This window comes from Agromyces mediolanus, assembly GCF_023715325.1.
In the GTDB taxonomy this organism is placed as follows: domain Bacteria; phylum Actinomycetota; class Actinomycetes; order Actinomycetales; family Microbacteriaceae; genus Agromyces; species Agromyces mediolanus_A.
This window is the reverse complement of the sequence record NZ_JAMBNX010000006.1, coordinates 247,119-271,934: the sequence shown is the minus strand read 5'-3', so window position 1 is coordinate 271,934 and position 24,816 is coordinate 247,119. Positions and strand designations below refer to the sequence as shown.

The following is a 24,816-nucleotide window of genomic DNA, read 5'->3' as shown; positions in this document are numbered from 1 at the left end:
TGGCGCCCGTCTCGTTGCCGTTCGCGTCGGACACGGTGTAGTCGATCGGGGTCGGATTGCCGGTGAACCCGGCCTCCGGGGTGAAGGTGATCTCACCCGTGTCGGGGTCAACGGTCCAGGTGCCCTCACCGGGCACCACGAGCTCGGTCACCGGGTCGCCCGAGGCGGGGTCGGTGATCTTCACCGTCGAGGGATCGAGCTCGCCCCGGTCGTTGTCCACCGTCGGGACCGTCACCGTCGAGCCCTGCGGATTGTTCAGCGACTCGTCGTCCACCGCTTCCGGCAGATACGTCACGGTCACGGTGGCGCCCGTCTCGTTGCCGTTCGCGTCGGACACGGTGTAGTCGATCGGGGTCGGATTGCCGGTGAACCCGGCCTCCGGGGTGAAGGTGATCTCACCCGTGTCGGGGTCAACGGTCCAGGTGCCCTCGCCGGGCACCACGAGCTCGGTCACCGGGTCGCCCGAGCCGGGGTCGGTGATCTTCACCGTCGAGGGATCGAGCTCGCCCCGGTCGTTGTCCACCGTCGGGACCGTCACCGTCGAGCCCTGCGCATTGTTCAGCGACTCGTCGTCCACCGCTTCCGGCAGATACGTCACGGTCACGGTGGCGCCCGTCTCGTTGCCGTTCGCGTCGGACACGGTGTAGTCGATCGGCGTCGGATTGCCGGTGAACCCGGCCTCCGGGGTGAAGGTGATCTCACCCGTGTCGGGGTCAACGGTCCAGGTGCCCTCGCCGGGCACCACGAGCTCGGTCACCGGCTCGCCCGAGCCGGGGTCGGTGATCTTCACCGTCGAGGGATCGAGCTCGCCCTCGTCGTTGCCGAGGGTCGGCACGGTCACCGGGTCGCCGATGCGGTTGCCGTGCGACTCGTCGTCGGCCGCCGCCGGGAGCACCACGAATCCGCCGTCGAGGTCGTCGACCGTCGGGCGCGCGGAATCGAGTTCGACGACCTCCGACTCGCCGGTCGCCCGGTCGAGGTCCGAGTCGGCCGCCGAGTCGCCGCCCGCGCCGCGGACGGTCGGCGCCATGCCCGCGGGGGCACCGCTCATGCGCACCTTGTAGGCCCCGAACGGCAGCTCGCCGAAGGAGTACTCGCCGTCGGGCCCGGTGGTCGTCGTGACCGGCTGGCCGTTCTCGTCGAGCACGGGTTCGCCGTTGCCGTCGAGGAGCTCCACCGTGACGCCCTCGAGCCCCGGTTCGCCGGCATCCTGAACGCCGTCGCCGTTCTCGTCGTGCCAGACGCGATCGCCGATCGCGCCGAGCTGGGGCAACCGCAGCGAGATGCGGTGGAGGTCGGAGTTCTGGGAGGGGCTCGGGTGGCCCGTCAGGCTCGTCTCGCTCGGCGTGATGTTCCCGCCGTTGATGCCGTCGAAGGCGCCCGTGCCGTCGTCCACGAAGTACGCGGAGCCCGTGCCGTACGTCGCGGCGGGGAACTGGGTGAACGGCGTGGCCAGCACGGCGATGTCGAAGGACACCGAGGTGAAGGTGCCGGAGAGCGTCACCGAGCCGCAGCCACTGTAGTCCGGCATCGGGGTGGCGACCTCGGTGCCCGGGTTCAGCTGCGGCCGCTGGTTGCACTGGCCCTGGGTGTTGCGGTTCGCCACCGAGAGAACCGTGCCGTCGGTGGTGAGGTTCGTGGCACCCCCCGAGAGTTCGGCGAGGGCGACGTCGGCGGAGGCGAGGCGCCAGACCGTGGCGTTGAAGGAGCCCCGAGCCTTCGACTGCCCGTTCGGCTCCGACGTCCAGGCGAGGCCGCCCAGGCCGGACATGTCGAGGATCGGATCGGTCACCGGCTTCGAGAAGGTGAAGGTCAGCACGCCGACGTCGCAGAGCTCGGCGGTGTTCTGGTGCCCGGCCGAGCCGAGCGGCCCGCCGCACCCCGCGGAGCCGTTCGAGTACACCCCGAGCGCCGGCAGATCACCGGGATTCGGCGCACCGGTGAACATCTCGGCCTGGCCGCCGAAGTTGCTCTGCGTCGCACCCGGCCGGAGCACCGTCGAGCCCGGGCTGCGGTCGGGATTCGGCTGGAAGTCCGCCGTGATCTGGATCGGCCCGAAGCGGGTCGGAAGCTGGCTGCTCGCGGCGTGGTACCCGGGCGAGTTCGGCGAGTACTGGGTGCTGACGTCGTCGCCCGTCAGCTCCCAGGCGTCGTTGAAGACGTACCCGTTCTGCTCGGCGGCCGAGGCGGCGGGCGCCGGCCCGACGGCCATCGCCGCCAGCCCGCCCGTGGCCATCGCGATCGTCAGCACGATCGCCGCGACCCGGCGCGGCCGTGCGTCGGTTCTCCGTCGCATGTTCATGAAGCGTCCCCTCGTCTGCTCTGGTGCGGTGGGCCGGCATCGGGCCCGGCGAGCGAAGCCACTCGTGATCGATCGATCGACATCTCGGGATACCACACCGCCTGTCAGGCTACTCTCGGACCCGAGGATTTGTCCAACCGGCCGAATACCGCAGAACCGAGGAGCGACGCTGATTGAATCGGCGAGGGGGTCGGGCGGATGGCACGGCGGTCAGCCGAGCGCACGCCGGGCGGGCTCGTTCCGGGATCCCAGGGTCGATGCGGCGCCGCCGGCCGGGCTCCGCGCGGCTCAGTCCTCCAGGAGCCGCTGGAACAGCACGTGATCCCGCCAGTCCCCAGCGATGCGGAGGTAGCGCGGGGCGAGCCCGATCCGCGTGAAGCCGTTGCGCTCCAGCACCGTCTGTGAGGCGGAGTTGTGCACGAGCGTGCCGGCCTGCACCCGGTGGAGTCCCGCGCGGCGGGCGAAGTGCAGTGCTCCGCCGACGGCTGCGGTCGCGAGCCCACGACCCTGCAGCTCGGCGTCGATCCAGTAGCCGAGGTGGGCGTTCAGGAACACCCCGCGCACGACCTCGCTGAGGTTCACCCGGCCGACGATCCGCCCGGCCGGCTCGGCCAGCACGAGCGGGATCGCGGTCCCCTCCGCGAGCCGGCGCAGGCTCGCACCGACCTCGCGCTCCTGAACGGTGGCGCTGAAGAACTCCGGCGTGCGCTCGGGCTCCCACGGCGCGAGGTGCGCACGGTTGCGCTCGTACGCCGCGGCGAGCGCAGCCCCGTCGCCCCGGGCGATCGCCCGCAACTCGATGCCACCGTCGAGTTCGATGGGCGAGATCATCGCGCCACGTCCGCCGGCACGGGCAAGGTCGTCCCGAGCAGGGCGCCCCCGAGATCGAGGATCGTGGCGAGCGCCTCCTCGCTCGTGAGCCGCCCCGTGATGACGGGCCCGGCCAGGCCGTCCTCGGCGGCGAGGAGCAGGCGGGCGACGCGGGCGGGCGCGAGCTCGGTGCGGAAGTCGCCGCCGTCGACACCGTCGCGCACGATCTCCTCGAACAGCTCGAGCTGCGCGCGTTCGAACTCGGTGGCGGGCGCCTCGAAGCCCTGGTCGCGCACGCACTGCGCGCCGAGCTCGATGAGCAGCACGGTCGCGTCGAACGACGGCTCCCCCGCGATCGGGATGCCGAGCCGGAGGCACTCCGCGAGCCGAGCCGCGGCTCCCGGGATCTGCGCGACCCGCTCGCGGCGCCGCGCGATGTACTCGAGCGCGGCGGTCGCGTACGTCTCCGCGTACAGTGCGGGAAGCTCGGGGTAGTAGTACGACACCGACGCCGGCGTGAGCTTCGCGGCTTCGGCGATGTCGGTGAGGCGCGCCGCCGATGCGCCGCGCTCGATGAGCAGCCGGGACGTGACCGTGACGAGCTCGCTGCGTCGCTGCGCCTGGTTCCGTGGTCGCGCCATGGGGCAATTCTTCCACGTTCCTTTGACGAACGCTTGACAGGCCGTATATTCATTCTTCAAACTTTGACGAATAAATGGAGGTCTGCGATGACGCGGAGTCTGACGATGGCGCTCGCCCAGGTGGCGGCGGAGCCCCGATTCGAGGTGGAAGCCTTCGGCGAGCGACTGCGCACGCTCGTCCGGCGCAATCCCACCGCCGAGTTCTGGGCCTTCCCGGAGCTGCATCTCGACGCGGCCGACACGGCAGAGCGCATCGAGGCATCCGCCCGCCCGATCGACGACCCTCGCCTCGACGCGCTCGGCGCTCTGGCGCGAGAGCTCGGCATCTGGCTCGCGCCCGGCACCGTCTACGAACGCGGCGAGCGCGGCGCGGTGCACAACACCGCGCTCGTCTTCGCACCGAGCGGCGAGCGGGTCGCGAGCTATCGCAAGATCTTCCCCTGGCGTCCGGCCGAGTCGGCGGCGCCCGGCGATCGCTTCGAGGTGTTCGAGCTGCCCGGTCTCGGGCGCATCGGGCTCTCGATCTGCTACGACATCTGGTTCCCGGAGCACGCCAGGCACCTCGCCTGGCTCGGTGCCGACGTCATCCTGAACCTGGTCCAGACCGCCACCAGCGATCGCGAGCAGGAGCTCGCGATCGTGCGCGGCAACGCCGTGATGAACCAGCTCTGGATCGCCTCGATCAACGCCGCCGCGCCCACCGGCCGCGGCCGATCCCTCGTCGTCGACCCGACCGGCTCGGTGCGCGCCGCCTCGCCCGACGCCTCCGAGGAGGTGCTGACCGTCGTCGTCGACTTCGGCCTCACCGAGCTCACCCGCGATCGCGGCACGGCCGGCGTCTCCCGCCCATGGTCGCAGTTCCGCGAGGGCGACGCCCCCATCACCCTCCCCCTCTACGACGGCCGCATCGAGCCGTCGAGCTGGCACCCCCGTTCGAAGGAGAACCGCTAGTGTCCACCCCCTCCCCCGCCGCCGAGCCCGCCCCGCCGTCCACCGAGCGCCGGCTGCTCCGCCGGCTCGGCCTCGCCGGCGTCGTGTTCTTCGGCCTCGCGTACATGGCGCCCGGCATCGTCACCTCGACCTTCGGCGTGGTGTCCTCGACGAGCGGCGGCGCGGCCCCGACGGCCTACCTCGTCGCGACCGTCGCGATGGGCCTCACCGCCGTCTCCTACGCCATGCTCGCCCGCGCCTACCCGAGTTCCGGCTCCTCGTACAGCTACGTCGGCCGTCTGCTCGGCCGGCACGCGGGCTTCCTCGCCGGCTGGGTGATCCTGCTCGACTACCTGTTCCTGCCGATGGTCGCGTGGCTCATCCAGTCGGTGTATCTGAACGCGCAGTTCCCCGACGTGCCGCTCTGGGTGTGGGTGCTCGTGAACATCGTGCCGACGACCCTCGTGAACCTGCTCGGCATCACCCTCGCCGACCGGGTCAACACCTGGCTCACCATCGCGGCGATGGCGCTCGTCGCGACGAGCACCGCGGTCATCATCGGCTTCCTCGTCAGCGGATCGGGTCCGGCGCCGGAGCCGGCGGCCGCCTTCTGGGGACCGGATGCCTCGGTCCTCGCCGTCGCCGCGGCCGCCGCCGTCGCCGCGTACTCGTTCCTCGGCTTCGACGCCGTGTCGACCCTCAGCGAGGAGACCAGGAACCCCCGCCGCACCATCCCGCTCGGCATCATCCTCGTGGTGCTGATCGGCGGCGCGATCTTCGTCGGCGTCTCCTTCGTGATGCAGCTCGCGCACCCCGGCGGCGACTTCGAGAACCCCGACATCGCCGGCTACTCGCTGCTCGTCGCGGCGGGCGGCGAGTCGCTCGCGAACGTCATCAACCTCGTCGGCATCATCGCGGCCTTCGGTTCGGGCCTCGCGATCCAGGCGACCTCGAGCCGGCTGCTCTACGTCATCGGCCGGGACGGCGTGCTGCCGCGCCGGCTCTTCGGCCGGCTGAACGCGTTCCGGGTGCCGTGGGTGAACATCCTGCTGATCGCCGGAATCGGGATGATCGGCATGCTGCTCGACATCGCGCAGGCGACCGCGCTCATCAACTTCGGCGCCTTCCTCGCCTTCGCGCTCGTGAACGCCGCCTTCCTCGCGTGGATCTGGCGCACGCGCGCGAAGCGAGCGCGCTGGGCGTCGGTGCTGCTCTCGCTCGTGCCGATCGCGGGCATCGCGATCGACCTGTCGCTGTTCTCGCAGCTCCACGACACCGCGTTCATGATCGGCGGCGCCTGGCTCGTCCTGGGCGTGGTCGTGCTCGCGATCGCGACCCGCGGCTTCCGTCGGCCCGTGCCGCGCCTCGAGGAGGAGACCGGGGATCTCGCCCCGGCGAAGGCCGACCCGGACTCCGCGACGGTCCCCGCGCCGTAGCCCGTCGGCGGGGCGCGCGGTCGAGACCCGCGCCCCGCCGCAGGAAAACCGAGCCGGATGCCGCACCGAGCACCTATATTTGTCTTGACATATCCAGGCTCGGAGGCAGACGTGGCAGAGACGACGACGGCGGGCGACGCCCCCTTCCCGCCGGAGCTGTTCATGGACCTCGATCGGTCGAGTCCGGTGCCGCTGTACTACCAGGTCGCCGAGCGCATCGAGTCGGCGATCACCTCGCACGCCCTGCCCGCCGGGTCCCGCATCGAGAACGAGATCGCGCTCAGCGAGCGGCTCGGCATCTCGCGGCCGACGATCCGTCGCGCCATCCAGGAGGTCGTCGACAAGGGCCTGCTCGTGCGCCGTCGGGGCATCGGCACGCAGGTCGTGCAGGGCCAGGTCACGCGCGGACTCGAGCTCACGAGCCTCTTCGACGACCTCGTGCGCGGCGGCCAGGTGCCGACCACCGAGCTGCTCTCCCGTGAGACGCTCCCCGCGAGCGCGGCGGTCGCCGAGGCGCTCGCGGTGCCGCTCGGCAGCGACACGCTGCACCTGCGCCGCCTGCGATCGGCCGACGGGGTGCCGGTCGCGGTGCTCGACAACGTGCTGCCCGCCGACTACCTCGACCTCGACACGGCCGCCCTGCAGAGCTACGGCCTCTACCAGGTGCTGCGCTCGCGCGGCACGACCATGCGGGTCGCGAGACAGCGGATCGGCGCCCGGCGTGCGAGCACCGACGAGAGCGAGCTGCTGGAGCTGGAGGACGGCGCCCCGGTGCTCACCGCCTCGCGGACCGTCTTCGACGACTCCGGACGCGCGGTGGAGCTCGGCACGCACTGCTACCGCCCCGACCTGTACTCCTTCGACGTCACGCTCGTGCAGAAGTAGCCCTGGTTCCCCGAGCCCGTCGAGGGGCCGAGCCCGTCGAGCGGCCGCTTCGACGAGCTCAGCGAACCGCCCGCTTCGACCAGCTCAGCGAACCACCCGCTTCGACGAGCTCAGCGACACCCGAACGACGAGTTGCCCGACTTTCATGAAAGTCGGGCAACTCGTCGTTTGAGGGACGGGCTCAGGAGGCGTCGGTCTCCGTGCGGATCGTCTCGCCGCGGGCGGCGCCGATCGCCTTGGCGAGCGCCTGCAGGCTGCGCACGTCGCGCTTGGCTCCCGCGAAATCGGACACGACCGGCTCGCCGTGGCGGATGGCCCGCGCGAAGGCGTCGAGCTGGCGCAGGAACCCGGTCTCGTAGCCGTCGGCGTAGCTCGTGTCGCGGCGCTCGAGCCCGGCGTTCCGCTCGACGCGGAGCCGGCTGCGCTCCTCCAGCAGGTACGGCTTCGCGAGGTGGTACTCGAGGCGGCCGTTCGCGGCGAGCACCTTCAGCTCCTCGTCGTACTCCGGGTACTCGGGGAGCCAGTTCCAGCTCAGCACGTACCGCACGTCGCCGACCGCGGCCGTTGCGATGAGGGAGGCCGGGGCGCTGCCCTCGAGGGTGGGGAACGCCTCGGCGGTCCACGCCTCGGGCAGCTCCAGGCCGAGCGCGCGCAGGAGGCTGAACTCGTGCACGACCGAGCCGTTCAGCACGTTCCGGTAGTAGCGCTGCACCGCGTCGGACGCGCCGGGCAGGGCGATGGCCGACTGCTCGGCCTCGTACGCCTGGGCGCGCTCGATCTCCGCGAGGTCGGCGTCGGGCTGCGGGGGCGTCATCCGCAGGTGGTCGACCTGGGGCAGGTCGTCGGGGTGGGCGACGGTGATGCGCACGAGCCGCACGTCGACGAGCTCGGCGAGCTCAGCACGCGCCCGCTCGGTGAGCGGGTCGTACATCTTCATGTAGCCGACCTGCGCGACGACGCCGGCCTCGGCGGCGGCCGCCTCGAGCTCCTCGATCTCGGCGATGGTGAGGGCGAGCGGCTTCTCGGCGAGCACGTGCTTGCCGGCGCGGATGGCGGCGAGCGCGAGCTGCGCGTGCGAGCCGGGCGTGGCGATGAGCACGGCCTCGACCTCGGGCGCGGCGATCGCCTCGGCCGGGGAGGTGGTGCCGCGGATGCCGGTGCGCCCGGTGACCTCGGCGACGCGCGACGGCGACAGGTCGCAGACGACGGCGATCTCGTAGCCGGCGCGCGCGAGGCTCGGCAGGTGCACCGACTGGGTGATGGTGCCTGCGCCGATCACGGCGATGCGGACGGGTGCGGTCATGCGGTTCTCTCTTCTCGTGATGCTGGGGCGGCCGCGAGCGATGGCGCGGCCTCGGAGGCGGTGGCGAGCTCCCAGGCGAGCGCGGCGGCGCCCAGGAGTCCGGGGTTCGTGGGCACGCCGCTCGGCAGGAGCGGCGGCGGCGACGGCCGGCGCGACGCGATGCGCTCGTACTCGGTGCGGATGCCTCGGGCCAGCCGCGTGTCCGCGGAGCCGAGGCCGCCCGCCAGCACGATGGCGGGCGGGTCGAGCAGCGAGACGAGCTGCGCGATGGCGCGCCCGATCGCGGCGGCGGCGCTGTCGACGATCTCGGCCGCGACGGGGTCGCCCGAGGCATCCGCCTCGAGGACGCCGCGCGCGCCTCCCTCGGGGAGCTCGGTCCCGGTGCGCGCGAGGTAGCGCGCGGCGATGCCGGAGCCGGAGGCGAAGCCCTCGAGGTTGCCGCGCCAGGCGGGGTCGAGCTCCGCGGGCACCGACCACTCGCCGAAGCCGATCGCCTCGCCGCGCGCGCCGTCGTGGACGCGGCGATCGAGCACGATCGCGGTGGAGATGCCGGTGCCGAGCGAAACGTAGACGAAGCCGTCGTGCTCGCGCCCGCGGCCGAGGGCGAGCTCGCCGAGCGCACCCGCCTTCACGTCGCTCGCGACACGGACCGGGACGCCGCCCGCGAGCGCGGCGAGCGCCTCCCCGGGCTGCACGGTCCAGTCGAGCACCTCGTGCGCGGTGACGACGCCGTCGTTCGAGACGTACTCGGGGAAGCCGGCGACGACCGCGCGCACCGTCGTCCCGGCGCGCGCGGCCCGCTCGAGCAGTCCGGCGGCGAGACCGAGCGTCGCCGCGAGGCCGGGGTCGCGCCCGGCCGTCCGCGCGAAGCCCTCGTCGAGCAGCCGGTACTCGCGGTCGACGAGTGCGCCGTGCGCCTTCGTGCCCCCGACGTCGAGGGCGAGCACGGCCTCGGTCATCGGCCGAGCCGCCCGGCGATCCAGTCGTGGTTGTGCCGCTGGTCGCCGACGATGCGGTCCCAGGTCTCGGCGGTCGCGGGCGCGCCGTCCTGCTCGACGACGAGCCAGCCGTCGTAGTCGCTGCGGCCGAGCTCGGCGAGGAACTCCTCGAGCGGGCCGTCGCCGGTGCCGAGCGGCACCGAGACCTCGTCCCACCAGTCGTCGATGCGCTCGTTGCCCGAAGCCTTGGCGGCCTCGAGCACGGCGGGGCGGACGTCCTTCACGTGCACGTGGTTCACCCGGTGGCCCCACTCGCGGAGGTACGCGACCGGGTCGGCGCCGCCGAGCACGAAGTGGCCGGTGTCGAGGCAGAGGCCGATGCCGCTCTGCTGCAGCAGCACGTCGATCTCGGGTGCCTGCTCCACGTAGGTGCCGAAGTGCGGGTGGAAGCTCGTGCGGAGCCCCGCCGCCCGGGCCAGCTCCTCGGCCGCGGCGAGCCGCTCGAGCGCGAGGTCCCACTGCGCGGCGTCGAGGCCGCGTTCGGCGTTCGGCCGGAAGGGGTGCGCGATGATCGCCTCGTCGCCCTCGTCGGCGAGGATCGCGAGTCCGTCGCCGCCCGCCGCGGCGAGCTCGTCCAGCGTGCGGCGCATGCCCTCCAGGTCGGCGGCCATGACCTCGTCGGGCTGGCTGAGGTGCAGCGGCACGTAGGCGCCGAGGACCGCGAGGCCGTGGTCGGCGAACAGGGTCGCCGTCTCCTCGGGAGTGCCGAAGAACCCGGGCGGGCCGAGCTCCGAGCCGGTGTAGCCGGCCGCGGCCATCGCCGCGACGAGCTCGCGCGGGGTCGCGGCGAGCTTGGAGACATCCGCCCCGCCGTGGATGCCGAAGCTGACGGGGGCCGAACCGATGCGCATCTGCTGCTCCTTCTTCGTACGGTCGCTCACGCGGCCGGCGCGGCGACGAGTTCCTCGGCCGACTCGGCCTCGGGCGCCGCCTCGCGATAGTAGTCGTCGGACTCGGGCACGAGGGCCGCGGCGCCCACGCGGATGCCGGCCTCCTCGCCGGTGGCGGCCGCCACCGGACGGCGGTGGTCGACCTCGCACAGCGTGCCGTCGGCCAGTCGCAGCGCCGAACGGTAGCCGCGACCGTGGTAGCTCGAACGCACCAGGGTGCCGCGGAGGTGCGCGTGCTCGACGTCGTCGACGAGGTCGAGGTCCTCCGGCCGCAGCACGAGCTGTACCCGACCGGTGGGCAGGGCGCCGTCGAACGCGGGCAACGCGCCGGCGATCGGCAGGTCGGAGCGGAATCCGCCCGCGCCGTCGCTCACGCCGCCGAGGAGCGTCACGTGGCCGATGAAGGAGGCGACGAACGCCGTCTCGGGCGTCTCGTAGATCGCCTGCGGCGAGCCGACCTGGTCGATCCGGCCGTCGTGCATGACCGCGACCTGGTCGCTCATCTCGAGCGCCTCCTCCTGGTCGTGCGTCACGTAGACGGCGGTGATGCCGACCTCGCGCTGGAGGCGCAGCAGCTCCTGACGCATGCCGATGCGCATCTTCGCGTCGAGGTTCGACAGCGGCTCGTCGAGGAGCAGCACGTTCGGCCGGAGCGCGAGGGCGCGGGCGATGGCGACACGCTGCTGCTGCCCGCCGGACAGCTGCCCGGGGAACGCCTCGGCGCGCCCGTCGAGGCCGACCATCCGCAGCGACTCGGCGACACGCTCCGCGATCTGCTCCTTGCCGAGCTTGCGCAGCTTCAGCCCGTAGGCGATGTTGTCGCGGATGCTCATGTGCGGCCAGAGGGCGTAGTTCTGGAAGACGAAGCCGATGTTGCGCTTCCACGACGGCATCCGGGCGATGTCGCGCCCGTCGAAGGTGACCCGGCCGCTCGTCGCGGTCTCGAAGCCCGCGAGGATGCGCAGCAGTGTCGTCTTGCCGCAGCCCGAGGGCCCGAGGAGCGTCGTGAACGAGCGCGCCTCGATCTCGAGGTCGACGCCTTTCAGCGCGACGTGCCCGGGGAACTCCTTGCTGATCGCCTCGACGCCGACGGCGACTCCGTTGCCACGTTCCATTGCTCTCTCGCTTTCTCTAGACGCTCGTGACCGAGGCGAACTTGCGCCGCACGAAGTACAGCGGGATGTAGACGGCCAGCATCAGCACGACCGTCATCGCGGAGGCGACGCCGAAGGGGCTCGCCGGCTGCATGGCGTTGGTGAAGATGACCACCGTCATCGTGATGAACGGCACGGAGTACAGCATCACCGTGGCGCTCAGCTCGGTGACCATCTGCAGGAAGCCGACGGTGCCCCCGGAGACGATCGCGGGGCGCACGAGCGGGACGGTGATCTGCCGGAACGCGCGCATCGGCTTCGCACCGACGCTCATCGCCGCCTCCTCGAGGGCGGGGTGCACCTGCGTGAGCGCGGCCTCGATCGACTTCGTCACATAGGGGATGCGGCGGATGAAGTACGCCAGCACGAGGATCGTCGCCGTGCCGGTGAGGATCAGCGGGCCGCTGCCGAAGGCGAGGATGAGGCCGATCGCGAGCACCGTGCCCGGGATGATGTACGGCACCATCGTGATGACGTTCAGCGCGGGGCTGATGACCGTGTAACGGCGGCGCACGGTGAGGTACGCGACGAGCACGGCGACGATGACGCAGAGCACGCAGGCGATCCCCGCGAGCAGCAGGCTCATCAGGATGACCTCGAGGTTCTCGTCGAAGAGCCGCACGTAGTTGTCGAAGGTCGGGACCCACTTCAGGATGCCGGCCTTCCAGGTCAGCAGGCTCGTGCCGACGACGACGAGGTGCGGCACGAAGGAGAAGCCGAAGACGACGCCGAGGTAGGCGATCATGAGGCCCTTCTTCACGCCGCGCACCGGCTGGAGCGGACGGCGCCGGCTCGACACCGAGGCGTAGGTGCGGCGGCGCAGCGCCCACTGCTGGAGCGCGAGGGCGATGCAGGCGACGCCGAGCATGACGAGGCTGCCGGCGGAGGCGATGGCCGGGTTCGTCGAGACCTCGGAGAGGAACTCGTAGTAGACGGCCGTCGGCAGCATCGGGGTGCCGCCGCCGATGATGAGCGGCGTGCCGAAGTCGGTGAAGATCTTCATGCTCGACATGTAGAAGCCGGTGACGAGGGCCGGGACGGCCATCGGCAGCACGATCCGCAGGCGGGTGCGCCAGGGGCCGGCGCCGACGCTCGAGGAGGCCTCGTCGAGGCTCGGGTCGATCGCCCGGAACGCGTCGTAGGCGAGCAGGAACACGAGCGCCTGGGTGGCCCAGACCGTCACCCAGACGATGCCGCCGGGCCCGATGATGGTGTCGAACGGCAGCTCGATGCCCCAGGCCCGAAGCTGGGTGGTGAGGATGCCGCCGCGGCCGAGCAGCAGCACCCAGGCGTAGGCGCCGAGGAAGGGCGGCGACACGGTCGCCATCGTGGCGAGGGTGAGGAAGCCGTTGCGGCCCGGCAGGTCGAACTGCGCGAGCACGTAGGCGGCCGGCACCGCGACGGCGCAGGCGAGCACGCCAGCGACGACCGCGACGACGAGCGAGTTCAGGATGGCTTCCTGGAACCTCGGCGTCGTGAAGAACTCGATGAAGTTCGCGAACGAGAAGCCGCCGTCGTCCGTGAACGCCTCGCCGACGAGCCGGAGCTGCGGGAGCACGATCGTCGAGGCGAGGAGCAGGAGCAGCCCGAGCGCGACGAGGAGCCAGACGCCGGGTCGACGGCTCGCGCGGCGCTTGACGGGGACGGGTGCGGGCGGCGCGAGCGTCTCCTCGAGCGGTTCGACGCGGTCCCGCAGGTCGTTGCTAGGCATGTTGGCACCGTTTCCGGCCGGGCCGACGCCTCGCGTCGGCCCGGCCTCGGGGATGGATTACTTGGCGCTCGCGAGCTTCTCGTCGAAGCGGGTGAGCACGGCGTCCTTGTCGGTCGCGAAGACCGCGGGGTCCGGAGCGGCGAGCTTCAGCTCGTCGGCGGCGGGCAGGCCGGCGGGCGGGGCGACGTCGGTGCGGGCCGAGCGGCGGCCGACCTCGTCGACCATGAGCTGCTGCGCCTCCTTCGACATGAGGTAGTTCACGAAGGTCTCGGCGGCCTTCGGGTGCTTCGCGCCCTCGATGACGGCGGCGACGCCGATCTGGTTCGAGACGACGTCACTCGGGTAGATGAGCTCGAGCGGGGCGCCCTCGGCGACCCAGGTGGCGCCGAGGTCCTCGTTGATGAAGCCGAGCGCGTACTCGCCGGTGCGCACGCCGTCGAACATCTGCGAGCTGCCGTCGACGACCTTCGCGTTCGGCAGGAAGCCGTCGAGGAAGTCCCAGTCGTGCGCGGTCACCATGGCGGCGAGCAGCGAGTAGGAGGTGCCGGACGAGCGCGGGTTCGCGAAGGCGATCTGGCCGGCCTCGCGCCACTTCGGGTCGGCCAGGTCCTCGAAGCTCTCGGGGTAGCTCGACGCGTCGGTGACGCGCTCGGTGTTCACCGCGATGGCCTGGAACAGCGCGTCGGTGGCGTGCCACTTGTGCTCGGGGTCGGTGACGACGGTGGCCGCGTCGTTCTCCAGCTCGACCGCGGCGAAGGCGTCGGCCGAGGCGGCGGCGTAGTTCTCGCTCGAACCGCCCCAGGCGACGTCGCCGAGGGGGTTCTTCATCTCGCTCTCGACCCGGCTGATGAGCTCGCCCGTGCCGGGGCTCGCGGTGAGCGAGACCGAGATGTCGGGATACGCCTTCTCGAACGCGGCGATGATCGGGTCGGTCACCTCGGGGCCGTGGGCCGCGTAGACGACGACGGTGCCGGACTCGGCCGAGTCGTCGCCGCCCGAGGGCTGGCCGCCGACGATGGCGCTGCAGCCGCTCAGGACGAGCGAGGCCGAGACGGCGGCGATGCCGACCGCGGCGAACTTCCTGCCGTGCTTCATGATTCTCCTTCGTGCGTGTGCGTGGTGGTGCGATGGACCGTGCGGACGAAGCTCGTGAGGGCCTCGAAGGACTCGTGCGAGCGCCAGGCGGACGCCCAGTGCCTCGGGTCGTCGGAGCGGCGGTGCAGCTCGACGCGGTACGCCGCGGCGACGGGCTCGTCGTCGACGAGGGCGAGCCGGGAGTCGCCGGGCTCGACGTCGCCCTGGAACCACATCAGGCCGTCGCGGATGACGAACAGCGCGCAGGGCACGTCGATGCGGAAGTCGATCTCGAGCTCGACGGGGCGGGCTCCGAGCTCGAGGTGCTCGCCGAGCCCGGCTTCGCGGCCGTCGCTGCGGAGCCGCAGGTCGAGCTCGGCTCCGCGGGTGACGACGGTGGCGGCGCGGCGGAGCCCGTCGAGCAGCCCCTCGGTAGACCGTTCGGCGACCCGAACGGCGGTGACCACCTGGCCCAGGCGCTGGGCCGGGTCGCCGAGTTCGTGGCAGTCGGTGCCGGCGACGGGGGCGAGGTCGTGGCCCTCGGCGAGCAGCCGGTCCCAGAGGCCGATGGCGGCGTCGTTGTTGGCGTCCTGCCCCTGGTTCACGACCTCGAGCAGGTCGACCTCCGCCCACGGCACGTCGGCGCGCCGCCAGGCCTGCTGGCCGCTGAAGGGGTGGTTGACCCCGAACAGCCCGCCCTGCGCGTGGACCTCGCGGACGAGCTCGCCCGCGCCCCGCTCGGGCCCGTCGACGTACACGTCGACCCACTCGCGCAGGCCGTGCGCGTTGCCGTGACCGCGGTGGGTGGTGACCTCGATGGAGGGCAGCACGATCGGCCCGCCGGCCGAGGCGGCCGCCTCGGCGAGCGGCCCCCAGTGGCTCCAGGTGAAGTGGTCGCTGAGCGCGAGGAAGTCGAGGCCGCGGGTGCCCGCCTCGGCGACGATCGCGGCGACCTCGTCGCGCCCGTCGCTGTGCACCGAGTGGCAGTGCAGCTCCCCGCGGAGCCAGCTCCGCCCGGGGGCGGCCCTCGTCCCGTCCGGGCGCGACGACGTCGCGGACGGCGCGGTGGGAGCGGATGCCTCGGGCGGTGCGGATACCTCGGGCGCCCCGGGCACGGCGATGAGTCGCAACGCGTACGGGCCGTCCTCACGGAAGCGGTCGAGGTCGATCCTGAGCGTCCACTCGCCCGCGGGGATCGGTCCGGCGATGGCGCCGGGGCTCGCGGTGCGCTCACCGACGACGAACCGCAGCTCCCGCGGGCCGGGGCCGCCGGGGCACTGCACGTGCCCGCGGAACACGCCGTGCGGGTCGACGAGCGCGGCGTACAGCTGGAAGCGGTCGGTGACCTTGTCGTAGTCGAGCTCGACCCGCAGCTCCCCCGTGCCGGCCGGCACCGCGACCACGCGATCGAGGTACTCGCCGGGCACCGGCCCGCGCAGCACGTCGGCGACGTCGAGCAGCAGGGCGCCGGATCGGTCGGCGGAGGTGGCGGTCATGATGCGTCCTTGAATCGGGGGAGGTGCGCGAGCGCAGTCCCATCCTCGACCAGATTTGTCAGCATGTCAATTTGACAAGACAAAGTCGGATCGAGGGCGGCCGACGGTTAGCCGCCGACGCCGGCGGCGGCGCGATCCGCGACGACGAGGGCGTCCTCGCACTCCGAGACGACGGTCGCCGGCCACTCCGGGTCGTACGCGCCGGCGGTGCTGATCCGCTCGAAGGCCCGACGCTTCTCCGCCGTCGTGATGATCATCACCGCGCTGCGCGACAGCCGGGCGATCGTGCCGATCCCGACCGTGAGCCCGTGCGTCGGCACCGCGTCGAGCGAGCCGAACTCCGGGAAGGTGCCGAGGTTGTCGATGCGGGTCTGCTCCGCGAGCCGCACCACCCGGCTGCCGCTGTCCAGGGCCGAGCCGGGCGGGTTGAAGGCGACGTGCCCGTCGCCGGCGCCGCTCGCGAGGAGGAAGCAGTCGATGCCGCCGGCCTCGCTGAGCAGTTCGTCGTACGCCTCCGGGTTCGCCGGGTCCGGCTGCAGCAGCCGGTCCTCCGCCATCCCCTCGTCGGCGGCCGCCGCGTTCAGCGGGCCCACCACTTCGTCGCGCACGAAGCGCCGGCAGCTGTTGTGCGCCTCGAGATCGACGTTGCGGAAGCCCGACTCGGTCTCGACCACGTAGTCGTCCATCAGCGCGATGCGTACGTGCGAGATAGCGAGCGCGCGCTCGCGCACGAGGCGCGCGAGCGCCCGGTACGTCGGCAGCGGCGTGCGTCCGCTCGGGCAGCCGAGCACGTAGTCGGCACCGGCGTCGCGCGCGCGCTCGATGCCGTCGGCGATGCGGGCCGCGACGAAGTCGGCGACGGCGTCTGCGTCGGCCAGCACGTGGGTCTCCGGGACGGTGGACATGGTTCTCCTCTCGAGGGGCGGCGGGGCGCCCCGATGATTCGGTCGCGCGGGCTCAGACGAGCGGGCGCTGCGCCTCGCGGGCCGCCTCGTACGCCGCACGGGCGCGCTGCGTGCTCGGCAGCTCCGAGACGGCCGCGACGGGCACGTCCCACCAGCCGCCGCCGTCGGGGGCGGGAACGAGCGGGTCGCTCTCGACGTGGATCAGGGTGGCGGTCGACGACGCCTTCGCCGCGCGCACGGCCGCGCCGAGCTCGGCGACGACGTCCGGCCCCGGCTCGATGCGCACGACGTCGATGCCGAGGCTCGCCGCGTTCGCCGCGAGATCGACGGGGAGCGGGCGTTCCGGGTCCACATCGTTCGACTCGGCATCCTGATAGCGGTACCGCGTGCCGTAGCGGTCGGTGCCGACCGTGTCGCTCAGCGCGCCGATCGACGCGTAGCCGTGGTTCTGGATCAGCACGATGACGACTTTCAGGCCCTCCGCGACCGCCGTGACGATCTCGGTGTGCATCATCAGATACGAGCCGTCGCCCACCATGACGATCACGTCGCGGTCGGGCGCGCCGCGGCGCACGCCGAGGCCGCCCGCGATCTCGTAGCCCATGCAGGAGTAGGCGTACTCGACGTGGTAGCCGAGATCGTCGCGCACCCGCCACAGCTTGTGCAGGTCGCCGGGCAGCGAACCCGCCGCGCAGACGACGACGTCGCGGGGATCACTCGCCGCCTGGACGGCGCCGATGATCTCCGACTGCGCGGGGCGCGGGCGCCCGCTCGGGGCGAACGCGGCATCCACCACGCCGTCCCAGGCGGCCTTGCCCTCGGCGAGCGCGCCCCGGTACCCCGACGAGGTGGCGTAGCCGGCGAGCTCGGCGCCGAGCGCGGCGAGCCCCGCCCTGGCGTCGGCCACGAGCGGCAGCTCGGTGCCGTGCTTCATCGCGTCGAAGCTCGCGACGTTGAGGTTCACGAAGCGCACCCCTGGATGCTGGAACGCCGAGCGCGACGCGGTCGTGAAGTCGCTGTACCTCGTGCCGATCCCGATCACGACGTCGGCCTCGGCGGCGAGCCGGTTGGCGGTCGTGGTGCCGGTCGCGCCGACCGAGCCCGCCGCGAGCGGGTGGTCCCACGGCAGCGCCCCGACGCCCGCCTGGGTCGTGGCGACCGCGATGCCCGTGGCCTCGGCGAAGCGGCGCAGCTCGTCGGCGGCGTCGGAGTACAGCACGCCGCCGCCGGCGACGATGAGCGGGGACGCGGCGCCGCGGATCGCCGCCACGGCCCGGGCGAGCTCGCCCGGCTCCGGCTGCGGGCGGCGCACGTGCCACTCGCGCTCGCGGAGGAACTCGAGGGGCACGTCGATGAGCTCGGCCTGCACGTCCTCCGGCAGCGAGATCGTCACGGCGCCGGTCTCCACGGGATCGGTGAGCACGCGCATCGCGCCGAGCGCCGCCGAGAAGAGCTGCTCCGGGCGACTCACCCGGTCGAAGAAGCGCGAGAGCGGACGGAACGCGTCGTTCACCGACACTGTCGCGTCGTGCGGCAGCTCGAGCTGCTGCAGCACCGGGTCGGCGACGCGCGTCGCGAAGGTGTCCGAGGGCAGCAGCAGCACCGGCAGCCGGTTGGTGGTGGCGAGGGCGGCCCCCGTCAGCATGTTCGTCGCGCCGGGGCCGACGGAGGCGGTGCACGCGAAGGTCGCCCGCCGGCGGTGCATCCGCGCGTAGCCGACGGCCTGGTGCACCATCGCCTGCTCGTTGCGGGCCTGGTGGTACGGCATCCGCGCCGGGTCCTCGCGGGCGAGCTGCTTCAGCGCCTGCGCGACCCCGGCGATGTTGCCGTGGCCGAAGATGCCGAAGGTGCCGGCGATGGTGCGTTCGCGCACGTCGCCGTCGACGGTCCACTGATTGGCCAGGAACTCGACGAGGGCCTGGCTCACGGTCATCCGCCGGGTGGCGCTGCGTCGTTCGGTCATTCGCGTGCTCCGTCCGTGATGGGGGCGAGGTAGGGCAGTCGGGGGTCGACGTCCTGCCCCTCCCAGCTGTGCCGCACCCAGGCGTGCGCGGGGTCGTCGCTGATCCGCCAGGCGCGCTCCGGCCCGGGGCCGGCCATGACGTTCAGGTAGTACAGGTCGTAGCCGGGCGCGGCGACGGCCGGCCCGTGGTAGCCGAAGGGGACGAGGGCGATGTCGCCCGTGCCCACCCGGCCGTCGATCTCGATCTCGCCGGCCGGGGAGCTCGCCGTGGAGAACAGCCCGAACGGCCGGGCGCCGGAAGGCGCCTCCGCTCCGCGCGTCACGGCCGCCTCGAAGTAGTAGATCTCCTCGAGCTGCGACTCCACGCCGGGCCGCTGCTCGTCGTGCTTGTGCGGCGGGTACGACGACCAGTTCTCGGACGGGGTGATCACCTCGCAGACGATGAAGCGGCCGGCGGCGAGCGTCTCCGGCGTGCCGAAGTTGTGCACCTGGCGGCTCGAGCGTCCGGCGCCGCGGAGCTCGACCGGCACCTCGTCGGCAGCGATCCGCCGCGAGGGGTGCCGCTCGTCGCTCGGCGCCTCCGCGACGGCCACCCGCCCGGTACCGCTGAGCGTCGCCGCGGTGCCCACGCCGAGGTAGGCGACGTCGCTCGGGCCGGCGAAGACCGAGGCGCGGCCGTGCAGCTCGAGGCGCTCGTGCCGCCCGTCGGCGTGCTCGAGCTCGAGCACGAAGGCGCCCGAGAGCGGCACGACGAGCCGCTCGAGTCCTCCGGCGGGCAGGGTGAGCGGCGCCGCACCGGCGGCGAGCTCGGCCACACGCAGCCCGGTCCAGCTCCAGCCTTCGAGGCCGTCGCCGACGACCGACTCCCACGGCCCTTCGGCGAGTTCGCCGCGCCGGTGCAGCCAGCGCGGGCTCACGCGAGGCCTCCGGGGTGCACGAGGCGAGCGGCGGTGTCGATCGCCCCGCGCACGTCACCGTCGGCCGGGTAGAGCAGGGTGCGTCCGACGACGAGGCCGTGCACGCCGGGCAGCTCGAGCGCGGCGGCCCAGGAGGCGTAGGTCTCGTCGGGGTGCTCGCGCGGGTCGCCGCCGAGCAGCAGGGTCGGCAGCGTCGAGGCGGCCATCACCCGCTCCATCTCGGGCACCACGGGCAGCTTCAACCAGGAGTACGCCGAGCTCGTGCCGAGGCCGGAGGCGATCGCCATCGAGGTGACGACCGCCTCCGCGCTGAGGTCGTTGACGATGCGCCCGTCGCGCCACGAGCTCATGAACGGCTCCAGCATGATCGGCAGGCGGGCGGCGGCGGCCTGGCCGACGGCGTCGGCGGTCGCCTGCAGCGTCGGGGCGGTGGCCCGGTCCTCGAGGTTGACCCGCACGAGGAGCTTGCCGAAGTCGAGCCGGGAACGCACCATGGTCGGCACGTCGTAGCCCGTGTACCGATCGTCCATCTCGAACGCGGCGCCGCGCAGGCCGCCCCGGTTCATCGAGCCGACGACGATCTTGTCGTCGAGGAGGCCGAGGAGCGCGAGGTCCTCGATGACGTCCGGGGTGCCGAGCACGCCGTCGACGCCGGGGTGGCTGAGGGCGATGGCGAGCCGGTCGAGCAGGCGGTAGCGGTCGGCCATGGCGAAGTCGTCGTCGCGGACGCCGAGGGCGCCTCGGGCCGGGTGATCGGCCGCGACGATGAACAGCCGGCGGTCCCCGCGCAGGAGCGGGCGTGACCGGCGCGCGTCGAGCGCCCGGGCGATCGCGTCGGGATCGGCGGCACGCGCCTCGCGGAGCGCGGCGAAGGACTCGGGCGGCAGCCCGCCCGCGGCGAGCTCGGCGGCGATGGTCGGCTCAGGCATCCCGGCTCCCCTCGGCAGCCGCGGCGAGCGCGGCCTCGACCTCGTCGCTCGTCGGCATGGCGGTGGAGCACTCGCGGCGGCCGGCGACGATCGCACCGGCGACGTTCGCGAAGCGGATGACGCGTTCGAGCGGTTCGCCGGCGAGCAGCCCGCGGCACAGCGCACCGCCGAAGCCGTCGCCGGCGCCGAGGCCGTTGACGACGGCGACGGCGTGCGGCGGGACCTCGACGGTTTCCTCGCGGGTCTTCGCGAGCACGCCGCGCGGCCCCTGCTTCACGACGGCGAGCTCGACGCCGCGATCGAGGAGCGCGTCGGCGGCCCGCTGCGGGTCGCGCTCGCCGACGGCGATGTCGCACTCGTCGAGGTTGCCGACGGCGACGGTGACGTGCTCGAGGGCGGCGGACACCTGCTCGCGGGCGAGCTGCTCGTGCTCCCAGAACATCGGCCGGTAGTCGAGGTCGAGGATCGTGAGCGGGGCGCGGCCCCGCGCGGCCCAGGCGGCGAGGTGCGCTGCGCGGCTCGGCTCGACGGAGAGCCCCGTCGCCGTCGACCAGTAGACGCGGGCGTCGCGGACGGCGTCGAGATCGAGCTCGGCGGCCTCGATCAGGAGGTCGGGGGCGATCGGGTCGCGGTAGAAGTAGAGCGGGAAGTCGTCGGGCGGGTAGATCTCGCAGAACGTGATCGGCGTCTTGCGCCCGGGCAGGGCCTGGACGAAGCGCGCGTCGACGCCGAGCCGGGTGAGTTCCTGGGCGACGAAGCGGCCGAACGGGTCGTCGCCGGTGCGGGTGATCACGGCGGCGGAGAGGCCGTGCCGCGCGGCCGCGACGGCGACGTTGGTCGCACTGCCGCCGAGGTACTTGCCGAAGGTCGACACCTCCTCGAGCGGCGTCGCGTCCTGGAGCGGGTACAGGTCGACGCCGACCCGGCCGATGGTCAGGACGTCGAGGGCGGCGTCGGGGGTGGGGTTCATACGGCTGGCGCTCCGGTTTCGAGGGGGAACTTTGTCTTGACAAAGTAACATGAATTGCGGATGGTTGGATCAGCGAACTGACCACTGGTCCTGAAACTGGACTAATTGGTCTCATCATGACACGATGACGACGTCCGCGCCGCCGAAGGCGACAGCCGGAGACGCACGGGCGTTCCCCCAACTCGGCAGCGATGCCGACCACCCCGCGAGCGACATCGCTGCCGCTCCGGAAAGGACCACTCATGCCCACCCGTCGAATGCGTCTCACCGGTGCCGCCGCCGCGGTCACCGCGCTCGCCCTGGGGCTCGCCGCGTGCAGTGCCCCCGGCGGCGCGCGCACCGCCCCCTCCGCCCCCGTGGAGGAGATCACGGCCCCCGTCACCCCCGAGCAGGTCGCCGAGCTCGGCGACGTCACCCTCAGCGTCTGGGCCGACCAGGGCGAACAGGACTTCATGGACCAGCTCGTGCCCGCCTACGAGGCCGAGTTCCCGAACGTCACCGTCGACATCCAGTTCAAGAGCTTCAACGACCTCACCGCGACGGTGCTCAACGCGATGAACTCCGCCGACGCGCCCGATGTCGCACAGGGCAACCAGGGCTGGGCCACCGACGGCGCGCTCGTGAAGGCCGGGCTCATCCGCCCCCTCGACGACGTCGCCGACGCCTACGACTACCGCGCCGCCGCCGGCGACGCCATCACGCAGCTGCAGTGGTCCGACGACGGCGCCAGCTTCGGCGAGGGGTCGGTCTACGGCATGTCGCCCGACAACCAGATGGTCGGCCTGTTCTCGAACCGCGCCAAGCTCGCCGAGCTCGGCCTCGGCACGCCGACCACGCTCGACGAGCTCGAAGCGGCGTTCGCCGCCGCCAAGGCCGCCGGGCAGACCCCGCTCGTGCTCGGCAACGCCGACAAGGCCTCCGCCATGCAGACCTTCTCGATCCTGCAGGGCGCCCTCACCCCGGCCGCCGACACCCGCGAGTGGATCACCGGCGCGACGGGCGCCGACTTCGCGGTCGACTCGAACCGCGAGGCGCTCGACCGCTTCGCGGAGTGGGTCGCGAAGGGCTACGTCTCCCCCGGGTACGACGGCACGAGCCCCGACGACGCGGCCGCGGCGTTCGCCTCCGGCGACGGCGTGTTCTTCATCGGCGGCAACTGGTACGCCGGCGCCATCTCCGACGGCGCGGCCTTCGACTTCACGCCCGGCCTCGCCGACGGCGACCACGCCACGAGCGGCTCGTTCGGCATGCCGTGGCACGTGAGCTCGAAGTCCGACGCCTCCCTCGCGGCGATCGCCTTCGTCGGCATGGTGAACTCCCCCGAGTCCGCCGAGCTCCTCGCCGCGACGCACCGGGTGCCGATCCAGCCGGTCGAGGCCGCGGGCGACGATGCGATGTTCGCCGCGCTGCTCGACGCCTCCGCCACCCAGCTCGAGGGCGCCGGTCCGCTCTACTGGTACGACTGGGCCACCGACACGATGTTCGACACCTTCACGGGCGGCCTGCAGGAGGTGCTCGCCGGACGCGAGAGCGCCGACGCGCTGCTCGACCGCGTGCAGTCCGACTGGGTCGACTTCCACACCGACTGACCGCGACCGGGGGTGGGCCGAGCCCGGCCCGCCCCCGGCATCCACCCGGAGACTCCTCGATGACGACCCTCTCGCCCCCGCGCCCAGGCCCGGACCCCGCCCGGCCCACCGACCGCGCCCCGCGGCGCCGCCCCTTCCTCCGCCGCTACGACTGGGACGCGTACCTCTATCTCGTCCCCGCGTTCGCCTTCTACCTCGTCTTCCTCGTGCGCCCGGTCGTCGAGTCCATCTGGATCGCGCTGTTCGACTGGGACGGCATCACCGCCAGCGAATGGGTCGGCTTCGACAACTTCGCCGGCGTGCTCGCCGACCCCCAGATCTGGCAGGCGACGCTGCACTCGCTCGTCTTCGTGGTCTTCTACGCGCTCCTGCCGACGGCCCTCGCGCTCGTCTTCGTGGGGGCGATCGCCCGCATCCGGGTGCGCGGACTGGCCGCGTTCCGTGCGCTGCTGTTCGTGCCGTACATCCTCTCCACCGTCGTCGTCGCGATCTCCTGGCGCTGGATCTTCGCCGAGTCCGGGCCGCTCAACACCGCGCTGCGGGCCATCGGGCTCGACGGGCTCACCCGCGCCTGGCTCGGCGACTTCACGACCGCGCTGCCGTCGGTCGGCATCATCGGCACCTGGGTGATGTTCGGCCTCGCCTTCGTGCTGTTCGTGAGCGGCCTGCAGAACATCCCCGCCGAGCAGTTCGAGGCGGCCCGCCTCGACGGCGCCGGGCCCGTGCGCGAGTTCTTCGCGGTCACCCTTCCCTCGCTCCGAGGGGAGATCCAGGTCGCGCTCGTGCTGATGATCACCGCCGCGCTTCGGAACTTCGACATCGTCTGGAACACCACCTCCGGCGGCCCGGGCACCTCCACCACCGTGCCCTCGTACTTCATCTACCGCGAGGCGTTCGTGACCCACCAGGTCGGCCGCGCCTCCGCGATCGCCGTGGTGCTGACCCTGCTGATCTTCGCGATCGTCGGTGCGGTGATGTGGCTCACCCGCGACCGCGACGCCGCTGCACCCCGAGGAGGGAACCGATGAGGACCCGCCGCTCCGAACAGCTCCTGGGGCATCTGCTGCTCGTCGTCGGAGCGCTGCTCGCGCTCCTTCCGTTCCTGTCGATCGTCCTGCTCGCGCTCACGCCTCCCGGCGAGCGCACGGGCGGCGGCGGCCTGCCGTCCAGCCTCACCCTGGAGAACTTCGCCACCGCGTGGACCCGCGGCGGCTTCGGCCAGGCGCTCTGGTCGTCGCTCATCGTCGCCGTGGCGGTCGTGCTCGGCGCGAGCCTCGTCTCGGTGCTCGCCGGCTACGCCTTCTCGACGATGCGGTTCCCGGGGCGCTTCGTGCTGCTCGGCATCCTGCTCGTCGGCCTCGTGATGCCCTACGAGGGCATCATCGTGCCGCTCTACTACCTGCTCGAGGGCATGGGCCTGCTGAACACGTACTGGGCGCTCATCCTGCCGCAGATCGCGACCTCGGTCTCGCTCGGCGTGCTGTGGATGCGCACCGCCTACGCGAACGTGCCGCGCTCGCTCGGCGAGGCGGCCTCGATCGACGGCGCCGGCCGGTGGGCGACGCTCTGGCGCATCTACGTACCCGTGTCGGCGCCCGCGATCGCGACGCTCGGCACGCTCCTCTTCCTCTACACGTGGAACGAGTTCCTGATGGCGCTCGTCCTCGTGCCGCAGAACCCCGACGTGCAGACCGCTCCGCTCGCGCTCTCGTTCTTCGCGGGCAGCACGCGCAACTTCGACCCCTCGGTGACGGCGGCCGCCGCGGTCATCGTCGCCCTGCCGATCCTCGTCGTCTACGCGATCTTCCAGCGCCGCTTCATCACCGGCGTCGTCGCCGGGGCGGTGAAGGAGTGAACCGGGCGCTCGGCGGCGGGCCGCGGCCCGGCTTGACCGGCGGCCGCCCGCTCAGGAG

21 protein-coding genes are annotated in these 24,816 nt (G+C 72.5%); 6 read left to right on the top strand and 15 right to left on the bottom strand.

Features of this window, described 5'->3' with window-relative positions:
* The 3 genes from M3147_RS12865 to M3147_RS12855 form a co-directional block, all read right to left on the bottom strand.
* The coding region (locus M3147_RS12865; protein WP_285873826.1) for an SdrD B-like domain-containing protein at positions 1-2,296 on the bottom strand (2,296 nt) is incomplete at its 3' end.
* Positions 2,297-2,590: 294 nt separating this feature from the next.
* Complete coding sequence (locus tag M3147_RS12860; RefSeq protein WP_251203864.1) at positions 2,591-3,133, bottom strand: GNAT family N-acetyltransferase; 543 nt, start codon at positions 3,131-3,133, stop codon at positions 2,591-2,593.
* The gene (locus M3147_RS12855; protein WP_251203863.1) at positions 3,130-3,753 is read right to left on the bottom strand and encodes a TetR/AcrR family transcriptional regulator; all 624 of its coding nucleotides are present in this window, start codon (positions 3,751-3,753) and stop codon (positions 3,130-3,132) included. Before M3147_RS12855 ends, M3147_RS12860 begins: the two co-directional genes overlap by 4 nt.
* A gap of 87 nt (positions 3,754-3,840) precedes the next feature.
* On the opposite strand from M3147_RS12855, the gene M3147_RS12850 reads away from it, so the two are divergent.
* The 3 genes from M3147_RS12850 (at position 3,841) to M3147_RS12840 (ending at position 7,004) form a co-directional block, all read left to right on the top strand.
* Positions 3,841-4,704: a carbon-nitrogen hydrolase family protein gene (locus M3147_RS12850; protein ID WP_251203862.1), complete on the top strand. Its 864-nt coding sequence runs from the start codon at positions 3,841-3,843 to the stop codon at positions 4,702-4,704.
* Positions 4,704-6,119 carry an APC family permease gene (locus M3147_RS12845; RefSeq protein WP_251203861.1) on the top strand — a complete coding sequence of 472 codons (1,416 nt, stop codon included), beginning with the start codon at positions 4,704-4,706 and terminating at the stop codon, positions 6,117-6,119. The genes M3147_RS12850 and M3147_RS12845 overlap by 1 nt, the downstream gene beginning before the upstream one ends.
* A gap of 162 nt (positions 6,120-6,281) precedes the next feature.
* On the top strand, positions 6,282-7,004 hold the full coding sequence (locus M3147_RS12840; protein ID WP_251203873.1) for a GntR family transcriptional regulator: 723 nt from the start codon (positions 6,282-6,284) through the stop codon (positions 7,002-7,004).
* 181 nt (positions 7,005-7,185) lie between these two features.
* Here the strand turns inward: M3147_RS12840 and M3147_RS12835 are convergent, their stop codons facing one another.
* The 12 genes from M3147_RS12835 to iolC all read right to left on the bottom strand — a co-directional run bounded on the left by M3147_RS12835 (position 7,186) and on the right by iolC (position 21,314).
* Positions 7,186-8,307, bottom strand: a complete 1,122-nt coding sequence (locus tag M3147_RS12835; RefSeq protein WP_251203860.1) for a Gfo/Idh/MocA family protein — start codon at positions 8,305-8,307, stop codon at positions 7,186-7,188.
* Entirely contained in the window at positions 8,304-9,266 is a 963-nt protein-coding gene (locus tag M3147_RS12830; RefSeq protein ID WP_251203859.1) for an ROK family protein, read from the bottom strand. Before M3147_RS12830 ends, M3147_RS12835 begins: the two co-directional genes overlap by 4 nt.
* On the bottom strand, positions 9,263-10,156 hold the full coding sequence (locus tag M3147_RS12825) for a TIM barrel protein (protein WP_251203858.1): 894 nt from the start codon (positions 10,154-10,156) through the stop codon (positions 9,263-9,265). Before M3147_RS12825 ends, M3147_RS12830 begins: the two co-directional genes overlap by 4 nt.
* 26 nt (positions 10,157-10,182) lie before the next feature.
* A complete protein-coding gene (locus tag M3147_RS12820; protein WP_251203857.1) occupies positions 10,183-11,310 on the bottom strand; it encodes an ABC transporter ATP-binding protein in 1,128 nt (375 codons plus the stop codon).
* Positions 11,311-11,326: 16 nt separating this feature from the next.
* Positions 11,327-13,060 carry an ABC transporter permease gene (locus M3147_RS12815; RefSeq protein ID WP_251203856.1) on the bottom strand — a complete coding sequence of 578 codons (1,734 nt, stop codon included), beginning with the start codon at positions 13,058-13,060 and terminating at the stop codon, positions 11,327-11,329.
* Between the two features lie 57 nt (positions 13,061-13,117).
* Positions 13,118-14,155 (bottom strand): extracellular solute-binding protein, encoded by a 1,038-nt coding sequence (locus tag M3147_RS12810; RefSeq protein ID WP_251203855.1) that lies wholly within the window; start codon positions 14,153-14,155, stop codon positions 13,118-13,120.
* Positions 14,152-15,630, bottom strand: coding sequence for a CehA/McbA family metallohydrolase (locus M3147_RS12805; protein ID WP_251203854.1), 1,479 nt, complete (start codon positions 15,628-15,630; stop codon positions 14,152-14,154). Before M3147_RS12805 ends, M3147_RS12810 begins: the two co-directional genes overlap by 4 nt.
* Before the next feature lie 107 nt (positions 15,631-15,737).
* Positions 15,738-16,535: a 6-phosphogluconolactonase gene (locus M3147_RS12800; protein ID WP_251203853.1), complete on the bottom strand. Its 798-nt coding sequence runs from the start codon at positions 16,533-16,535 to the stop codon at positions 15,738-15,740.
* 52 nt (positions 16,536-16,587) lie between these two features.
* A complete protein-coding gene (gene iolD, locus M3147_RS12795) occupies positions 16,588-18,498 on the bottom strand; it encodes a 3D-(3,5/4)-trihydroxycyclohexane-1,2-dione acylhydrolase (decyclizing) (RefSeq protein ID WP_251203852.1) in 1,911 nt (636 codons plus the stop codon).
* Positions 18,495-19,415 (bottom strand): 5-deoxy-glucuronate isomerase, encoded by a 921-nt coding sequence (gene iolB, locus M3147_RS12790; RefSeq protein ID WP_251203851.1) that lies wholly within the window; start codon positions 19,413-19,415, stop codon positions 18,495-18,497. Before iolB ends, iolD begins: the two co-directional genes overlap by 4 nt.
* Positions 19,412-20,344, bottom strand: a complete 933-nt coding sequence (locus tag M3147_RS12785; RefSeq protein WP_251203850.1) for a Cgl0159 family (beta/alpha)8-fold protein — start codon at positions 20,342-20,344, stop codon at positions 19,412-19,414. Before M3147_RS12785 ends, iolB begins: the two co-directional genes overlap by 4 nt.
* On the bottom strand, positions 20,337-21,314 hold the full coding sequence (gene iolC, locus M3147_RS12780; protein WP_251203849.1) for a 5-dehydro-2-deoxygluconokinase: 978 nt from the start codon (positions 21,312-21,314) through the stop codon (positions 20,337-20,339). The genes M3147_RS12785 and iolC overlap by 8 nt, the downstream gene beginning before the upstream one ends.
* Before the next feature lie 242 nt (positions 21,315-21,556).
* On the opposite strand from iolC, the gene M3147_RS12775 reads away from it, so the two are divergent.
* The 3 genes from M3147_RS12775 to M3147_RS12765 are packed head-to-tail and all read left to right on the top strand — an operon-like array spanning position 21,557 to position 24,758.
* Positions 21,557-22,903 (top strand): ABC transporter substrate-binding protein, encoded by a 1,347-nt coding sequence (locus tag M3147_RS12775; protein ID WP_251203848.1) that lies wholly within the window; start codon positions 21,557-21,559, stop codon positions 22,901-22,903.
* 59 nt (positions 22,904-22,962) lie between these two features.
* Entirely contained in the window at positions 22,963-23,931 is a 969-nt protein-coding gene (locus tag M3147_RS12770; protein ID WP_251203847.1) for a carbohydrate ABC transporter permease, read from the top strand.
* Positions 23,928-24,758 carry a carbohydrate ABC transporter permease gene (locus tag M3147_RS12765; protein WP_251203846.1) on the top strand — a complete coding sequence of 277 codons (831 nt, stop codon included), beginning with the start codon at positions 23,928-23,930 and terminating at the stop codon, positions 24,756-24,758. The genes M3147_RS12770 and M3147_RS12765 overlap by 4 nt, the downstream gene beginning before the upstream one ends.
* Positions 24,759-24,816: the final 58 nt, after the last annotated feature.

Bases quoted from the DNA above. Each gene is read 5' to 3' on its own strand.
- M3147_RS12860 (WP_251203864.1), bottom strand. From the start codon at position 3,133: ATGATCTCGCCCATCGAACTCGACGGTGGCATCGAGTTGCGGGCGATC.
- M3147_RS12855 (WP_251203863.1), bottom strand. From the start codon at position 3,753: ATGGCGCGACCACGGAACCAGGCGCAGCGACGCAGCGAGCTCGTCACG.
- M3147_RS12850 (WP_251203862.1), top strand. From the start codon at position 3,841: ATGACGCGGAGTCTGACGATGGCGCTCGCCCAGGTGGCGGCGGAGCCC.
- M3147_RS12840 (WP_251203873.1), top strand. From the start codon at position 6,282: ATGGACCTCGATCGGTCGAGTCCGGTGCCGCTGTACTACCAGGTCGCC.
- M3147_RS12835 (WP_251203860.1), bottom strand. From the start codon at position 8,307: ATGACCGCACCCGTCCGCATCGCCGTGATCGGCGCAGGCACCATCACC.
- M3147_RS12830 (WP_251203859.1), bottom strand. From the start codon at position 9,266: ATGACCGAGGCCGTGCTCGCCCTCGACGTCGGGGGCACGAAGGCGCAC.
- M3147_RS12825 (WP_251203858.1), bottom strand. From the start codon at position 10,156: ATGCGCATCGGTTCGGCCCCCGTCAGCTTCGGCATCCACGGCGGGGCG.
- M3147_RS12820 (WP_251203857.1), bottom strand. From the start codon at position 11,310: ATGGAACGTGGCAACGGAGTCGCCGTCGGCGTCGAGGCGATCAGCAAG.
- M3147_RS12815 (WP_251203856.1), bottom strand. From the start codon at position 13,060: ATGCCTAGCAACGACCTGCGGGACCGCGTCGAACCGCTCGAGGAGACG.
- M3147_RS12810 (WP_251203855.1), bottom strand. From the start codon at position 14,155: ATGAAGCACGGCAGGAAGTTCGCCGCGGTCGGCATCGCCGCCGTCTCG.
- M3147_RS12805 (WP_251203854.1), bottom strand. From the start codon at position 15,630: ATGACCGCCACCTCCGCCGACCGATCCGGCGCCCTGCTGCTCGACGTC.
- M3147_RS12800 (WP_251203853.1), bottom strand. From the start codon at position 16,535: ATGTCCACCGTCCCGGAGACCCACGTGCTGGCCGACGCAGACGCCGTC.
- iolD (WP_251203852.1), bottom strand. From the start codon at position 18,498: ATGACCGAACGACGCAGCGCCACCCGGCGGATGACCGTGAGCCAGGCC.
- M3147_RS12785 (WP_251203850.1), bottom strand. From the start codon at position 20,344: ATGCCTGAGCCGACCATCGCCGCCGAGCTCGCCGCGGGCGGGCTGCCG.
- iolC (WP_251203849.1), bottom strand. From the start codon at position 21,314: ATGAACCCCACCCCCGACGCCGCCCTCGACGTCCTGACCATCGGCCGG.
- M3147_RS12775 (WP_251203848.1), top strand. From the start codon at position 21,557: ATGCCCACCCGTCGAATGCGTCTCACCGGTGCCGCCGCCGCGGTCACC.
- M3147_RS12770 (WP_251203847.1), top strand. From the start codon at position 22,963: ATGACGACCCTCTCGCCCCCGCGCCCAGGCCCGGACCCCGCCCGGCCC.
- M3147_RS12765 (WP_251203846.1), top strand. From the start codon at position 23,928: ATGAGGACCCGCCGCTCCGAACAGCTCCTGGGGCATCTGCTGCTCGTC.